The organism is Bacillus basilensis (assembly GCF_050630465.1).
In the GTDB taxonomy this organism is placed as follows: Bacteria; Bacillota; Bacilli; order Bacillales; family Bacillaceae_G; genus Bacillus_A; species Bacillus_A basilensis.
On sequence record NZ_JBNTQO010000012.1, the window covers coordinates 62,186 to 76,458 of the forward strand.

The 14,273-nt window shown below is 35.3% G+C and carries 17 protein-coding genes and 1 pseudogene; 6 read left to right on the forward strand and 12 right to left on the reverse strand.

Annotated features, from left to right (window positions below; genetic code table 11):
- Positions 1 to 49: 49 nt before the first annotated feature.
- Positions 50 to 3,376 (reverse strand): DNA polymerase III subunit alpha, encoded by a 3,327-nt coding sequence (gene dnaE, locus ACQVV1_RS20365; RefSeq protein WP_242252520.1) that lies wholly within the window; start codon positions 3,374 to 3,376, stop codon positions 50 to 52.
- Positions 3,377 to 3,418: 42 nt separating this feature from the next.
- Here dnaE and ytrH point away from each other — a divergent pair, with 42 nt between their 5' ends.
- The gene (gene ytrH, locus ACQVV1_RS20370; protein WP_286676864.1) at positions 3,419 to 3,832 is read left to right on the forward strand and encodes a sporulation membrane protein YtrH; all 414 of its coding nucleotides are present in this window, start codon (positions 3,419 to 3,421) and stop codon (positions 3,830 to 3,832) included.
- The gene (gene ytrI / locus ACQVV1_RS20375) at positions 3,829 to 4,332 is read left to right on the forward strand and encodes a sporulation membrane protein YtrI (protein ID WP_063224718.1); all 504 of its coding nucleotides are present in this window, start codon (positions 3,829 to 3,831) and stop codon (positions 4,330 to 4,332) included. The genes ytrH and ytrI overlap by 4 nt, the downstream gene beginning before the upstream one ends.
- Before the next feature lie 51 nt (positions 4,333 to 4,383).
- Here the strand turns inward: ytrI and ACQVV1_RS20380 are convergent, their stop codons facing one another.
- Positions 4,384 to 5,316 carry a DHH family phosphoesterase gene (locus tag ACQVV1_RS20380; RefSeq protein ID WP_063224717.1) on the reverse strand — a complete coding sequence of 311 codons (933 nt, stop codon included), beginning with the start codon at positions 5,314 to 5,316 and terminating at the stop codon, positions 4,384 to 4,386.
- A gap of 250 nt (positions 5,317 to 5,566) precedes the next feature.
- Between ACQVV1_RS20380 and ACQVV1_RS20385 the strand changes: the two genes are divergently transcribed.
- The gene (locus tag ACQVV1_RS20385; RefSeq protein ID WP_063224716.1) at positions 5,567 to 5,872 is read left to right on the forward strand and encodes a YtpI family protein; all 306 of its coding nucleotides are present in this window, start codon (positions 5,567 to 5,569) and stop codon (positions 5,870 to 5,872) included.
- Positions 5,873 to 5,879: 7 nt separating this feature from the next.
- Here the strand turns inward: ACQVV1_RS20385 and ACQVV1_RS20390 are convergent, their stop codons facing one another.
- The 4 genes from ACQVV1_RS20390 to ACQVV1_RS20405 all read right to left on the reverse strand — a co-directional run bounded on the left by ACQVV1_RS20390 (position 5,880) and on the right by ACQVV1_RS20405 (position 9,136).
- Positions 5,880 to 6,143 carry a DUF3949 domain-containing protein gene (locus tag ACQVV1_RS20390; protein ID WP_063224715.1) on the reverse strand — a complete coding sequence of 88 codons (264 nt, stop codon included), beginning with the start codon at positions 6,141 to 6,143 and terminating at the stop codon, positions 5,880 to 5,882.
- 89 nt (positions 6,144 to 6,232) lie between these two features.
- Positions 6,233 to 7,174 carry a phosphotransferase enzyme family protein gene (locus tag ACQVV1_RS20395; protein ID WP_242252519.1) on the reverse strand — a complete coding sequence of 314 codons (942 nt, stop codon included), beginning with the start codon at positions 7,172 to 7,174 and terminating at the stop codon, positions 6,233 to 6,235.
- Positions 7,175 to 7,303: 129 nt separating this feature from the next.
- Positions 7,304 to 7,627: a hypothetical protein gene (locus ACQVV1_RS20400; RefSeq protein WP_242252518.1), complete on the reverse strand. Its 324-nt coding sequence runs from the start codon at positions 7,625 to 7,627 to the stop codon at positions 7,304 to 7,306.
- Between the two features lie 195 nt (positions 7,628 to 7,822).
- Positions 7,823 to 9,136: a CBS domain-containing protein gene (locus tag ACQVV1_RS20405; protein WP_000201587.1), complete on the reverse strand. Its 1,314-nt coding sequence runs from the start codon at positions 9,134 to 9,136 to the stop codon at positions 7,823 to 7,825.
- 244 nt (positions 9,137 to 9,380) lie between these two features.
- On the opposite strand from ACQVV1_RS20405, the gene ACQVV1_RS20410 reads away from it, so the two are divergent.
- Entirely contained in the window at positions 9,381 to 9,542 is a 162-nt protein-coding gene (locus tag ACQVV1_RS20410; protein ID WP_063224713.1) for a hypothetical protein, read from the forward strand.
- 40 nt (positions 9,543 to 9,582) lie between these two features.
- On the opposite strand, the gene ACQVV1_RS20415 is transcribed toward ACQVV1_RS20410, so the two are convergent.
- On the reverse strand, positions 9,583 to 10,266 hold the full coding sequence (locus ACQVV1_RS20415; protein WP_242252516.1) for a metal-dependent hydrolase: 684 nt from the start codon (positions 10,264 to 10,266) through the stop codon (positions 9,583 to 9,585).
- Between the two features lie 149 nt (positions 10,267 to 10,415).
- Between ACQVV1_RS20415 and pepQ the strand changes: the two genes are divergently transcribed.
- Positions 10,416 to 11,513: a Xaa-Pro dipeptidase gene (gene pepQ / locus ACQVV1_RS20420; RefSeq protein ID WP_242252515.1), complete on the forward strand. Its 1,098-nt coding sequence runs from the start codon at positions 10,416 to 10,418 to the stop codon at positions 11,511 to 11,513.
- Positions 11,514 to 11,541: 28 nt separating this feature from the next.
- On the opposite strand, the gene ACQVV1_RS20425 is transcribed toward pepQ, so the two are convergent.
- Complete coding sequence (locus ACQVV1_RS20425; RefSeq protein ID WP_242252514.1) at positions 11,542 to 11,904, reverse strand: DUF3221 domain-containing protein; 363 nt, start codon at positions 11,902 to 11,904, stop codon at positions 11,542 to 11,544.
- A gap of 20 nt (positions 11,905 to 11,924) precedes the next feature.
- Positions 11,925 to 12,299, reverse strand: a complete 375-nt coding sequence (locus ACQVV1_RS20430; protein WP_242252513.1) for a hypothetical protein — start codon at positions 12,297 to 12,299, stop codon at positions 11,925 to 11,927.
- 240 nt (positions 12,300 to 12,539) lie between these two features.
- Between ACQVV1_RS20430 and ACQVV1_RS20435 the strand changes: the two genes are divergently transcribed.
- Positions 12,540 to 13,367 carry a DUF2785 domain-containing protein gene (locus ACQVV1_RS20435; protein WP_431169438.1) on the forward strand — a complete coding sequence of 276 codons (828 nt, stop codon included), beginning with the start codon at positions 12,540 to 12,542 and terminating at the stop codon, positions 13,365 to 13,367.
- A gap of 14 nt (positions 13,368 to 13,381) precedes the next feature.
- Here ACQVV1_RS20435 and ACQVV1_RS20440 read toward each other — a convergent pair whose 3' ends face one another.
- The 3 genes and pseudogenes from ACQVV1_RS20440 to ACQVV1_RS20450 all read right to left on the reverse strand — a co-directional run bounded on the left by ACQVV1_RS20440 (position 13,382) and on the right by ACQVV1_RS20450 (position 14,273).
- The gene (locus ACQVV1_RS20440; RefSeq protein ID WP_001248905.1) at positions 13,382 to 13,588 is read right to left on the reverse strand and encodes a hypothetical protein; all 207 of its coding nucleotides are present in this window, start codon (positions 13,586 to 13,588) and stop codon (positions 13,382 to 13,384) included.
- Between the two features lie 63 nt (positions 13,589 to 13,651).
- A pseudogene (locus ACQVV1_RS20445) lies at positions 13,652 to 13,843 on the reverse strand (hypothetical protein); the annotation flags it as partial.
- 85 nt (positions 13,844 to 13,928) lie between these two features.
- On the reverse strand, positions 13,929 to 14,273 hold the full coding sequence (locus ACQVV1_RS20450; RefSeq protein WP_309259409.1) for a DUF6176 family protein: 345 nt from the start codon (positions 14,271 to 14,273) through the stop codon (positions 13,929 to 13,931).

Consider the following 14,273-nt stretch of genomic DNA (forward strand, 5'->3'; position numbering starts at 1 on the left):
GACCACGAACACTACTACTATAATAATCGAAGTGTAGGGAAATTGTCCATTATATTTTCACAACTACATTTTCTTCCCCGACAATTTCACGAAGTGCTCCTAAACATTCTTCACTTGGATGAATCGATAAACTTCGAGATAATTGTACCATTTTATGTTCCTTTTCATAATAAATTAGTACTTTCGCAAAACCTGAATAGTCAAACAATATTTTAGTAACCTGATTCAAAAGCTTTTTCTCATACTGAGACGGCAATTTCACGTAAACAGATGCATCTTTCTTTTCTTCATACACATCCATTTCTTCTAACGGATATAGTCCATTTACAATCCATTGCAACTTATGATTTCTAAGCTCAATCATGCCGTCAACTAAAACAATCGCTCCTTCTTGTAACTTATCTGAGAAATGTATATACGTTTCAGGGAAAAGCACTGCTTCCATTTCATCATTTTGGTCACAAAATGTAATAAACGCCATCTTTTGCAACTTTTTCGTACGAATCACTCTCACGCTTGTTATATACACGATAGCTCTTTGTACTTTTTTCTTATGTCTCATTGCTTGCGCGAGAGATGGAATTTCTAATTCTTTCGCTAACTTCACATACTGCGCTGTCGGATAACTTGATAAATAAAAACCTAGTGCTTCCTTCTCTTTATTTAATTGTTCAATAAAAGGGAGTTCTTCTCCTTGTACATATTTTGATTTTGGAACCGCATCTCCTAAATCACGTGCAAGGTTTGCGTACTCTAACGCCCCTTTAAGACTTTTCCATAAATTCGTTCTTGAAACGCCAAAGTCATCAAAACATCCAGACCAAACGAACGCCTCTAAATTTCGCTCTGTTACAAACTTTGATGGCATGCGAAGACAAAATTCAAATAAATCTTCAAACATTTTTTTCTCTCGTTCTTCTAACAAAGCTGTCACTGTAGCCATTCCGATATTCCGAATGGAAAGTAAACTATAACGTATCGCATTGCCTTCTATTTGGAAATTGTAACCACTCCTCTGAAGGGACGGCGGCAAAACGTGAAAACCTTTTCGCTTCGTTTCTCGTATATACTGTACAATCTTATCTTCATTTCCAATTGCACTTGATAATAGTGCTGTCATAAATTCCAGCGTATAATTCGCTTTTAAGTAAGCAAGCTGATATCCAATCATACTGTAGGCTACAGCGTGACTTCGGTTAAAACCGTAATCCGCAAATCTTACAATTAAATCATAAATTTTCTCTGCGGATGTCTCGTCATAACCGTTTTGTAAACACCCTTGTACAAAATGCTTACGTTCCTGATCTAAAATATCACGATTTTTTTTACTCACTGCACGGCGTAATAAATCTGCTTCTCCAAGCGAGAATCCCGCCAACTTCGACGCAATTTGCATAATTTGTTCTTGGTATACAATTACACCGTATGTTCTTTCTAAAATCGGCTTTAAATCTGGATGTAAATATTCAATTTGTCTTTTTCCGTGTTTTGATTCAATAAAGGTTGGAATTTGTTCCATCGGTCCTGGTCTATATAACGAGTTAACAGCGACAATATCTTCAAATTCATTCGGTTTTAACCCGCGAAGTACATTTCGCATACCACCTGATTCAAGCTGGAATACACCTGTTGTGTCCCCTCTACCTAACAATTGGAACGTCTTTTCATCTTGAAGTGGTAAATTTCTTATATCAATTTGTGTCCCAGTCTTTTTCACGATAAACTTTATAATATTTTCAAGTAACGTTAAATTACGTAATCCTAAAAAGTCCATCTTGAGCAATCCAAGTTCTTCTAATGCATCAGCTGGGTATTGCGTAACATACACATCGTTATGCCCTTCTTGAATTGCAACACTTCCGGTTAACGGCTCTTGGCTCATAATAACGCCAGCTGCATGGATAGACGTATGACGTGGTAAGCCTTCTACACGTTTTGCAATTTCAAACACACGCTCATGCAGAAGATTCCCTTGTATAAACTCACGAAGTGATTGCGATTCCTCATATGCATCTTTTAACGTTATACCAAGCTTTGATGGGATAAGTTTTGAGAATATGTCAATATCTCGCGGCGGAAGCCCCATTACACGCGCAATATCTCTAATTGCCGCTTTCGCTGCAAGCGTCCCGAACGTTACAATTTGTGCAACACGAAGCTGACCATATTTATCTTTCACATATCGAATCATCTCATCACGTCTTATATCCGGAAAATCGATATCAATATCTGGAAGTGTCACACGTTCAGGGTTTAGAAACCTTTCAAATAATAGATCGTATTCAATTGGATCAATATCTGTAATTTCTAATACGTAAGAAACGAGTGAGCCAGCTGCCGATCCACGGCCTGGCCCTGTTAAAATATGATTTTCATGCGCATACTTCATAAAATCCCATACGATGAGGAAATAATCACTAAACCCCATACTAGAAATAACGTTTAATTCATGATTCAAACGCTTTATATGTACTTCTTTCGGCGTACCATAACGTTTCTGCAACCCTTCTTCACAAACGCGGCGTAAATACATATCATTTGTTTCGTTAGCTGGAACAGGGAATTTCGGTAATTGATTTACATGAAACGGTATTTCTACTCTGCAACGTTCTGCAATTTCTACTGTGTTATAAATCGCTTCTTCTACGTGAGAAAATAGTGCTTCCATTTCATCTGATGATTTTAAATAATATTGATCTGTTTTCAGCCTCGGTCTATCTGGATCCGTCATTTTCGTTCCACTTTCAACAGATAATAAACATTCATGAACAAGTGCGTCACTTTGATTGATGTAGCGTACATCGTTTGTTGCAACGACTGGAACATTTATCCTACTCATAAATTCAGGTAATTTCTCTTGCAGGAGCAGTTCATCTTGAATCGCATGATGCTGCAAACTCATATAAAAATTGCCGAACATATTTTGATATGTGCGAGCTACTTCTTCAGCCTGACTTTCTTTGTCTTCTAATAATAATTGTTCAATTTCCCCATCTTTACCTGGTGAAATAGCAATTAGCCCTTTCGCATAATGCGCAAGCCATTTCTTAGGAATACCTTCTTTTGACTTTGTCATAATGCTACTAGAAATCTTTAATAAATTTTGATAGCCCATTTCATTTTCAGCGAGTAAGACAAGCGGATAAGACTTTTCTTCTTCTTCACTAAAAATAGAAGCTGTTAAACCGATAATAGGCTGTATATCATGTTTCTTACATGCTTTATAAAACGGAATAACGCCATACATAACATTTTCATCTGTAATAGCCAACGATGAATAACCGAGCTCTTTCGCCCTGACTACAAGCTCATCAATTTTACAAGCACTTTTTAATAAACTAAAAACGGTTTGACATTGTAAATGCACAAACTTCACTGTTGTACCCTCTCTTTACCTATTTGACTACTTTTATTATAGGTGAAGAGGAAAGCGGAAATCAAAACATACTTCTTATACTTTGTCCATATATATGAAGAAGAAAGGGGAATGACGATGGATGTAAGAGAACATACTTTTTTCTCTCTGCTTATTATTAGTTATTTTATTGCCTTTGGGGTTATACTTGGTGGTTCATTAATTGGTGGATTTGGTGCATTTCTTATCGGAAAACCAACTCTAACTTACATTAATCAATTCGCCCAAAATTTAAGAATTTGGGCACTCGTTGCAGCGATTGGCGGAACATTTGATACCTTTTATAGCTTTGAAAGAAGTTTTTTTGGCGGGGATATGAAAGATATCGTAAAACAAATTCTCCTTATTTTTTTCGCAACGGGTGGTATGCAAACCGGTCTTACTATTATTAAATGGCTAACGCAGGAACATGTATGAGAGTACCAAGTGCCAATACAGCAAAAAGATGGTATTTAGTTTTAGCTGGTGCTGCTGTTGGGGGCGTGTTGAGCTGGTTCATTTTTTTGTACATATACGGTGTTTTTCAAGAAGAACAAACTAGTAAAATAGCAGAACAAAGAGAAATTATAGAAAAACAAGAAGCAAAGCTCCACGTCCTTCTCGAAGATCAAGAAAAATTGAATACAGAAAATAAACGGCTCTTAACCATTCAAGAGATTAAAATAAAAATTATAAATCGGGAAAAATACGATTTAGACAACCTTACACTCGAAAATATGACCACTTCTATCCATAATGACCTCCAGCATCTTTTAACGAAAAACATACAAAGTATCGCAAAAAATAAAGACCTACTCAAAAAAGCAATCGAAAATAAAACGTATAAACATTACGATCGTCTATATCGTTTTAAAGTCGACACCATATCTTTCGATACCGTGCTTGAAATTAGCATTGCTATAGAGAAAGAAAAATAAAGAAGGAGGGCTTTAGCGCCACTCCTTCTTTTCGTTTTAATATATACTCTCTTATTTACAAATCTCACGTAAATCAGCAAACAGACGATCCGCTTCTTCCCAAGAAGATGCTTTTGCACCAGAAGCCATCGGATGCCCTCCGCCATTATATTGCATTGCTAATTTATTTATCACTGGTCCTTTTGAACGAAGGCGAACACGAATCACATCGTCTTCCTCTAAGAATAGAACCCATGCCTTTAATCCATCAATATTACCAAGCGCTCCAACAACACCAGATGCTTCAGAAGGAAGTACATCAAATTCTTCTAATACTTCTTTCGTTAATTTAATGTAAGCTGCTCCTTCTTCTACCATCGTAAAATTCTGTAAAATATAGCCGTTTAAACGAGCGATCTTTTCTTTCGTCTTATACATTTCATTGTATAAATCTGTGAATTTCACACCCATATCAACAAGCTCACTTACGTAACGAAGTGTTTTTGCTGTTGTATTCGGGAATAAGAAACGTCCTGTATCTCCAACAATTCCTGCTAAAATAAGGCGAGCAGCTTCTGTTGTTATTTGTAATCCTTTATCTTTTCCATAACTGTAAAACTCATAAATCATTTCACTTGTAGAACTTGCTGTCGTATCTACCCATGTAATATCTCCATATGGATCTTCATTTGGGTGATGATCAATTTTGATTAACATTTTCCCTTTTGTATAGCGTTGATCGTCAACACGTTCTTGGTTCGCGGTATCACAAACGATAACAAGTGCATTTTCGTATACACTATCTTCAATATCATCCATTACTCGTAAGTATGCTAGTGACGGTTCATTATACCCAACCGTATAAATATTTTTCTCTGGAAACGATTCTTGTAGAATTGTACTAAGACCGCCCTGTGAACCTAGTGCATCTGGATCTGGACGTACGTGACGATGAATAATAATCGTATCAAACTCTTTAATTGCTCCTAAAATTTGCTCATGCATATGTATAATCTCCTTTTTATTCAACTTCTTCACTTGATTCCGCATTAACGTGCAGTAAAAGTCCAATTGGTGCGGGCTAATCATTAGCGCGTGGAAACATCCTCACACTAATTAAAGTTTCACTTTATCCTTCATTATAACGGAAAGTATTTCATACATGCGAACAATTGCTTTATAATAAAAGTTAGAAAGTTTAGATATTTCTTTTTTCTCCACTATTATTTTTCACAAAACGATGGGAGTGTGTATTATGCCAGTATTAGTCTTCTGTATTATCGTCTCATTTATGTTGTATCTCTTCTACAAAACAAAATACTTTCGTACAAGCCGCCCAATGGAGAAAGGTTGGCTCTCCGGAAAATCTGCAATGGCACTCGGTTCATTCGTCTTATTCTTCGGGATAAACCAATTCTTTTTAGAACTTTCAACCGCTCGTATTATCGTTGGTGTCTTATTTGTTCTATTTGGTAGTGCAAGTGTATTTAATGGATTTCGCCAATATAAACATTTCTTACCATTAGCAGTTAAAGAAGCAGAAGGCTATGAAGCAACGTAAAAAAGCATCAACATTGTGATGCTTTTTTACGTCCTCTAACTTTCAAAATCATATATGCGACAAAAGCAGAAGGTATATTAAATGGGTTGCCTTGTACGTGAAAATGTAATTGTTCTTCTTCAAAAGACATTTTTTCATATAGTTCTCGCTGAGATAATCCTGTTTTTTTCTTTTTTTCATGTAATCCTTGTAAGTATAAATATTGAAGCGGTATCATCACAAGAAAGTAAAATAGTGCGATACTACCAAAAAAGAGTACTGTTGATGACATAATGCATACCACCTTCCTGTAATCCATTTTCTTACAATTTAATTATAACATAGTCTAGGATCTAATTAAATTAATATTCTGTTTTTTAATCAGACAATTGTCTCACCACATAATTCTTCTTCGACATACTGAATATACCGCCGAATAAAACTTCCGGGATTCTTTTTAATCGGTTCAATATCAAGTCTTAATGGTATTTTTCCGGCCATATAAAAGATTCTTGAAGCGGTCCCAAGTCGAATGGCTGCTTCCGAAATATTTTCCCCATATCCCATCATGAAGTTCCCCCATACTTCTTCTAACTGTCCCGAAGCAATTAAATGCAATCTCGGAACACCAATATCAAACTCTTTATACCCAAATCCACATTCATCAAAATCAAGTAAATACCAATCCTCTTTATCTACAAGAACATTGCCAAAATGCATATCGCCATGAACAAATTGTTTTTCTCCTAGTTGAGTTGAATTTGTAAGTTCTTGTATTCTTTCTGCAATTCTCAAGCATTTATTTTTATCCGCATAAGATAAAAATGAAGTATGTAATAAACGTTGTAAAGGCTCGTGAATTGTCTTTTTCTCGCTATATATAGGCCTTTCATAACCTCTCCAAGTTTGCGGCATTCTTTTGAGCACTCCATTTGTTTTTTCATGAAACATTCGCATTAATGATCCAAGCTTTTCATAATCTTTATCCTTTGGTTCTAAAATTTCACTTCCGCTTATAAACCTAAAGACAACAAAATACTGGATACTTCCCACATCTTTCTTAACAGATGTGATCCAACCACCATTTTTATTTACAACTACTTCTGGTACTAACATTTGTTTTTGTATCGCTATTAACCAGTGTATTTCAGCCTCTATTTGCTCGGCTGTATAACGTCCTCCTCTATACTGCCTAACTACAAATTTATTTTTTTCCGATTCGAATATATATGTTTGATTTTCTCCTCCATGCAATAATGAAACTTTCATAAGACTATTTAAATTATATTGCTTACATAACTGCTCTTTAATGTGAAAATCCATTCTTCTCCCCCCTAGTACATATAGTGCAGCATAGTTTCCCTTTAATAATTAGTAGTGTAAGCTTTTCTATCGACTAACAACCAATTCTCTAACCTGATATAGATTAGCTAAAGTCTCCAACATATCCTGCTATTTTTGCACTTCACTACCCAAACTCTTACGCAGCTTAAATAACAGCTTCAAAATCCAATAAAACAAAATAAAGTTAAAGAAAAAGCCTAATGGATGAAACGAAATTTCCCATCCGCCATAATAAATGAAATTTTCTGCTGGCATACCAAAGTAAAGAAAATCGCTATTATTTTCTCCAGTTGTAGGGATAAAGGAAAAAATAATAGCGAAAATCAAACTTATTACATACAATTTCTTTTTATTTGAATCCATTATTCTATGAGTTATCACATGAACAGTAATTACAGATATTAAACCTAAAAAGAAAAATATTACTCCCATTCGACACCTCCACAATTATTGTCCAAGCATCTTCAAGTGATTGCATGCCCTACTTATAAATATGAAACAGAACGTGATTTAATTTTCTCTTTTGCAGTTCAAAACATAATGGATTCAGTTGATAACTAAATTTTAAAACGCCCTACTGTACCTTCTAAAAAAAAGGAACAAACCAAAGCGGTCTGCTCCATCTTTTTATTTATCAATCAACTGCACCATAAGTAATGCTTTCCCAACAACATTACCTTCATGATGCACTTCTACATCAACCTTACCAAATTTACGTCCAATTTCTAATACTTTCGGATGAACCGATACAACATTATCAATTTGGACTGGCTTCACGAAATAAATTGTTAAGTTTTCAACAATTAAATCGCTTTTCTTTTGCGCACGAATAACGCGATTCGTTGCTTCCGTCACAATTGTTGCGAATACACCGTAAGATAACGTTCCAATCGAGTTCGTCATTTGCGGCGTCACTGAAAATTGATATAGATGTTCATTTTTCGCTTCTTTCGGCGTCATAAATTGATTCGTTACAATATCATCAATTGTTTCGCCGACTTGTGGTTGACGCTGAATCATTTGCAACGCCTGAAGTACATCTTGACGGCTAATAATACCTTGCAACTTATTTCCTTCATCAACAACAGGAAGTAACTCAATACCTTCCCACACCATCATACGTGCCGCCGCTGCGACAGACATTTTTCCATTTACCGTAATTGGATGCCTTGTCATTACTTTATCAATTGGTGTTTCTTTTGCAACACCAATCATATCCTTAGAAGTCACAATACCTAATACCTTTTTATTTTCATCAACAATTGGATACCTTCCGTGCATCGTCTCTTCGTTATATGCATGCCATTGCTGCACTGTATCATTTGGTTTTAAATATAACGTTTCTTCAATAGGTGTTAAAATATCTTCAACGAGTACAATTTCTTTCTTAATCAGCTGATCGTAAATCGCACGGTTAATTAACGTTGCAACTGTAAATGTATCGTAACTACTTGAAATAATCGGCAGTTTTAATTCATCTGCTAATTTCTTCACATGATCTTCCGTATCAAATCCGCCCGTAATTAACACCGCAGCTCCAGTTTCTAACGCTAATTGATGTGCGTTCGTACGATTACCGACAATAAGTAAGTTTCCAGCTTCTGTATAGCGCATCATCGCTTCTAATTTCATTGCCCCGATTACGAATTTATTTAACGTTTTATGTAGTCCTTCTCTGCCTCCAAGTACTTGACCATCGACAATGTTAACGACTTCTGCATATGTCAGCTTTTCAATATTTTCTTTCTTCTTTTGTTCAATTCGAATTGTTCCGACACGTTCAATCGTACTAACATACCCTTTATTTTCTGCATCTTTAATTGCACGATAAGCTGTACCTTCACTTACACTCAAATCTTTTGCAATTTGCCTTACAGAAATTTTATGCCCTACTGGCAGGCTATTAATATGTTCTAAAATTTGGTTATGCTTGGTAGCCAAATGGTTTCACCATACTTTCTTTTCCCTAAATTCTTCATGTGTTGTATTTTCAGTATACTATATTTTCAAAACTGTTACACTCTCTCTTTATATATCTGTACTATTTTTTTTATAACAAAATACGCCTTACATTACACCACTTCTTCCATTACAACAATGTAATGGTATTGTCATCTCGTTCGATAGTTTGTCCAGCCGCTTCAATATACAATGAAGACAAGAAATGAAACAAAGGAGCGGATAGATGATGAAAAAATTATTAGAAGTTGTAGGTGCTGTATTTTTAGCTTTCGTAGACGGGAAAAAAGTTGCAATGGAATTAAATGAAACACCTGAACAACCACTTCCAAAAAGAAAAGAATCATCAAAACAATTACAACCTTTAAAAGCTGCCCTACACACATAAAAAACCCTTCACTTGTCTTTTCAAATGAAGGGTTTCTTTTTTATAGTGTAATACTTTCTCCAGCTTCTAATACTTTCCCTGTACAATTTTGTAGCTTTTCTACAAATTGATATGGATCTTGTTCAATTACTGGGAACGTATTGTAATGCATCGGTACAACAGTTTTCGCCTGAACCCATTTTGCTGCTAAAACAGCATCTTCTGGTCCCATTGTGAAATTATCACCAATTGGTAAAAATGCTACATCAATGTTATGTAGTTCCCCAATTAATTTCATATCAGAGAATAAAGCGGTATCCCCTGCATGGTACACAGTTTTCTCTTCTGCTGTAAATAAAATACCCGCTGGCATACCTGTATATGTAATCGTCTTATTTTCTTCATCAATATAACTAGAACCGTGGAATGCTTGTGTAAACTTCACTTTGCCGAAGTCAAATTCATGTGAACCACCAATATGCATCGGATGTGTATTCACACCTTGCCAACTTAAAAATGTCGCTAGTTCAAATGGCGCTACAACAACCGCATTATTTTTCTTCGCAAGCTCTACTGTATCTCCAACATGATCACCATGACCGTGCGATAAAAGAATCGCATCTACTTTTACATCTTCAGCCTTTAAATCTGTTTTCGGATTTCCTGTTAAAAACGGGTCAATTAAAATGACTTTTCCATTCGTCTCAATTTTCACAACTGAATGTCCATGATAAGATACTTTCATTATTACATTCCTCCCCTTATTACATTCACACTTTTTATTCTACATGATTTTTCAATTCCCTGTCTTTTCTAACATCTATTTACTTGTCATAACACTTTCCTCCGATGTAAAGTTATATTTGTAATTAAATATCTCGGGGGTGCCAATCAATGAATGCTAGATTAGAAAATTTAATGCAATGGCTAAAAGAAAAAAACGTAGAAGCTGCGTTCCTAACTTCTACACCAAACGTCTTCTACATGACAAACTTCCACTGTGAACCACACGAAAGACTTCTTGGTATGTTTGTATTCCAAGACAAAGAGCCTATTTTAATTTGTCCTAAAATGGAAGAAGGTCAAGCGCGTAATGCTGGCTGGGCACATGAAATTATCGGATTTACTGATACTGACAGACCATGGGATATGATTGCAAAAGCAATTAAAGACCGCGGTATCAATGCAAATGCAGTTGCAATTGAAAAAGAACATTTAAACGTAGAGCGCTACGAAGAATTAACAAAACTATTCCCAAATGCAGCTTTCAAATCAGCTGAGGAGAAAGTTCGTGAACTTCGTTTAATTAAAGACGAAAAAGAACTTTCTATTTTACGCGAAGCAGCTAAAATGGCAGACTATGCTGTTGAAGTTGGTGTAAATGCAATTAAAGAAGATCGTAGCGAGTTAGAAGTATTAGCAATTATTGAACACGAATTAAAAACAAAAGGCATACATAAAATGTCATTCGATACGATGGTATTAGCAGGTGCAAACTCTGCCCTTCCACACGGTATTCCAGGTGCAAACAAAATGAAGCGCGGCGATTTCGTACTATTTGATTTAGGCGTAATCATTGACGGTTACTGCTCTGACATTACACGTACAGTAGCATTCGGTGACATTTCTGAAGAACAAACTCGCATTTACAACACTGTACTTGCTGGACAACTACAAGCAGTTGAAGCATGTAAACCAGGTGTTACACTTGGCGCAATCGATAATGCTGCTCGTTCTGTTATCACAGATGCAGGTTACGGAGACTTCTTCCCGCACCGCCTTGGTCACGGACTTGGAATTAGCGTACACGAATATCCAGATGTAAAAGCTGGTAACGAATCTCCATTAAAAGAAGGTATGGTCTTCACAATCGAGCCTGGTATTTACGTACCAAACGTAGGTGGCGTTCGTATTGAAGATGATATTTATATCACAAAAGACGGATCAGAAATTTTAACGAAATTCCCGAAAGAATTACAATTTGTAAAATAAGAAAAAGGCAGCGTGAGTGCTGCCTTTTTTATTTCTCTACTATTTCAAATTTCTCTACAATCATTTTTGCTGGATAACTCTCAAGCGTTTGAGAAGACCATACTTTTATTTTATCCCCTGTGTTCAATTGATTATATGCGTCTTTATCCTTAAAACTCAACACTATATCTGATGGATGCTCTTTATTCATTTGTTGTTCTATATAATGTTGCAACTCTACTTTTGTATGAAACGTTTTATCACCGACAAAAAATACCGCATCATTTCTTACTACGATATACCCTTCTTCAGGCACTTTTTTTACCTCTACTTGTTTTGTAGTACACGCTGATAATACGAGTAGCAATACACTAAAAAATATATACATAGAAATTTTCACATGCCTATTCATTCTTAACTCCTTATCCTACACTATTTCCGCTTTAACACCATCTTCTCTTCATACTTATCATCCCATTTAATCACAATCTCTATCGGTTCATCTTTAGAAAGCGGCGCGCAACTTACACAAGAAGACTTCATTTCAATTCTTGCTCCTTTATGAACTTCTAACGTTTGTGTCATTGTACTAAAGGTCCCATGAATAGAAATCTCCAAATTTTTAAATTCTGTATTCCCATCTCCGCCCTTATACTGAAATATAAACATTCCATCTTCACTGTCATCCTTAATATGGCCTTTATATTGTCCCGTCCAACTTTTGCTCTCGCTAGAAAAAGTAAAATACCAAATTGAGCAGCTTCCTAAAAAGAAAATACTAATGAAAAAGAATAATGCTCTCTTCATCATGCCCTCCATTCAAATGCCCTTATTTATCCCGCATTAACGGGCAGTAAGACCCCCACCTCAAAATTCGGTGAAAGCAAAGAAGTTAGGTGGGGGATCAACTGTCCGTAAAAGCCCGATTGTTTCAACTAATAATCAGCGGGGGATGAACCCCCCACTGATTAAAGTTTCACTTTATTGCCTATTTCTTCCTCTTATTATACTATTAAAATACAGAATTTTCTAAATTAGGAGGTTTATATGTTACAACAACAGTTAGAAGAAATTCGTAATAATAATTACGTAATCAATGGTACTCTCAATATTGATTCCTTAAGTTCCAGTATGCTTGAGCATATTGGGGATACTGATAGCTATTTAAGAGACAAACTTATTTACTCTACTTTTTATCATCTCATCAAAAAGGAATACATTTCACACACGCAATTACAGAGACTATTATTAGAAAGCAGCGGTGAAAAATATTTATTGTATAAGATTCATTCGGATAACGAAGATGCGGTATTTACCCGTGCATTTACAACATTATTAATTGCACTTATTATTGATGCCGATACGAATTATAATTTCTTATCACAGAATGATATTTTAACTGTAAAAGATCAATTAATTCTATATATGAACAATGAGCATGATTTCCGCGGATATGTTCCAGACCACGGCTGGGCACATAGTATTGCTCATGCTTCCGATACGTTTGAAGCGCTTGTTCGTAATCCTAAACTGGAAACTTTATATTACGAAGAAATATTACAAACTTTATTAAACAAAGTTTGTGTCCATTCTATTTACTACAAATATGAAGAAGATGAACGTCTCGTTTATCCAATTGTCGCAATGCTACAAAATGGTCTAAAGGAAGACGTACTCATATTAGCCCTTCATGACTTAGTAGCCCAATTACCAGTCCAAAAACAAACACTACATATTAAATCGTACGAGTTTCTATATGGAAATATAAAATCTTTCTTACGTATCTTATTTTTCAGACTACGTACACTGTCTATATGTGAAGAAACTGAATGCGAAATTGAAAAATTGCTACAAGAGCTTCCAAAATATTATTAAAAAAAGAAGGCCACTTAGAAAGTGCCTTCTTCTATTTCACTAATATTTAATTGAAATTTCACGATCCAAACTGAGAAAAGGTGGACAAGAAGCGCAAATGCCATACATGCTCCGCTTAAAAAAGTTAGTATAGGATGCGAATACACGTGCCCTAATCCATAGGATATTGCCACGAAAAACATTGTTATGTAAATATAAATTGCTCCATGTATTTGCCTCATATTAACCTCCTTTTCATATAGTATAACATAAATTTTCTGATTATTCACATTAATAGACTGTAATTAATATTTCTCAACTGTTACACCTCTAACAGCAGCCTTAATATATAGTGCTCCTTGTAAACTTTGTAAATCCTCTGTTTTATCTGTTACAACTACACCGTATATCGCTAATTCTTTTGCTTCGAAGTTTTTTATCTCATTATAGTTTTCCCTAAAATATTTTTGATATCCCCCTTTATTTTCACTTAAAGATATCTAAATACAACTTTCCTTTAAATTTTTTTCAAAATAAAAAGCACATCCATTTTGATGTGCTTCTCTCAAAAATACTATTCTATTATTTCATCGCGTCCTTCACAATATCCTGAATCATAACAACTTCTGTTTTCATATCAACAGAGGGTGCTTCTTCATCAATACATTCATACCAAAACGCTAAGTGCTTTTTATCAATTTCATGATGAGAATTTTCGACAGGAGCTCCATCTTCTCCTTGCACAGAATACCAATATAAGTACTCTTCTCCATCTCTTATTTCCCGGAAAATTGTCTCTACATACATCTTTTCGTCGTTTAATGTCAAAAGCACTTCTTTCATATTGTCATTCAGAAGCTGCATCCATTTATCTACTCGCTGACTTTTACCCGGCTTCACTTTAAATCTCGTTAGTTCTACATTCAT

Bases quoted from the DNA above. Each gene is read 5' to 3' on its own strand.
- ytrI (WP_063224718.1), top strand. From the start codon at position 3,829: ATGAGAGTACCAAGTGCCAATACAGCAAAAAGATGGTATTTAGTTTTA.
- ACQVV1_RS20380 (WP_063224717.1), bottom strand. From the start codon at position 5,316: ATGCATGAGCAAATTTTAGGAGCAATTAAAGAGTTTGATACGATTATT.
- ACQVV1_RS20385 (WP_063224716.1), top strand. From the start codon at position 5,567: ATGCCAGTATTAGTCTTCTGTATTATCGTCTCATTTATGTTGTATCTC.
- ACQVV1_RS20390 (WP_063224715.1), bottom strand. From the start codon at position 6,143: ATGTCATCAACAGTACTCTTTTTTGGTAGTATCGCACTATTTTACTTT.
- ACQVV1_RS20395 (WP_242252519.1), bottom strand. From the start codon at position 7,174: ATGGATTTTCACATTAAAGAGCAGTTATGTAAGCAATATAATTTAAAT.
- ACQVV1_RS20400 (WP_242252518.1), bottom strand. From the start codon at position 7,627: ATGGGAGTAATATTTTTCTTTTTAGGTTTAATATCTGTAATTACTGTT.
- ACQVV1_RS20410 (WP_063224713.1), top strand. From the start codon at position 9,381: ATGATGAAAAAATTATTAGAAGTTGTAGGTGCTGTATTTTTAGCTTTC.
- ACQVV1_RS20415 (WP_242252516.1), bottom strand. From the start codon at position 10,266: ATGAAAGTATCTTATCATGGACATTCAGTTGTGAAAATTGAGACGAAT.
- pepQ (WP_242252515.1), top strand. From the start codon at position 10,416: ATGAATGCTAGATTAGAAAATTTAATGCAATGGCTAAAAGAAAAAAAC.
- ACQVV1_RS20425 (WP_242252514.1), bottom strand. From the start codon at position 11,904: ATGAATAGGCATGTGAAAATTTCTATGTATATATTTTTTAGTGTATTG.
- ACQVV1_RS20430 (WP_242252513.1), bottom strand. From the start codon at position 12,299: ATGAAGAGAGCATTATTCTTTTTCATTAGTATTTTCTTTTTAGGAAGC.
- ACQVV1_RS20435 (WP_431169438.1), top strand. From the start codon at position 12,540: ATGTTACAACAACAGTTAGAAGAAATTCGTAATAATAATTACGTAATC.
- ACQVV1_RS20440 (WP_001248905.1), bottom strand. From the start codon at position 13,588: ATGAGGCAAATACATGGAGCAATTTATATTTACATAACAATGTTTTTC.
- ACQVV1_RS20450 (WP_309259409.1), bottom strand. From the start codon at position 14,273: ATGAATGTAGAACTAACGAGATTTAAAGTGAAGCCGGGTAAAAGTCAG.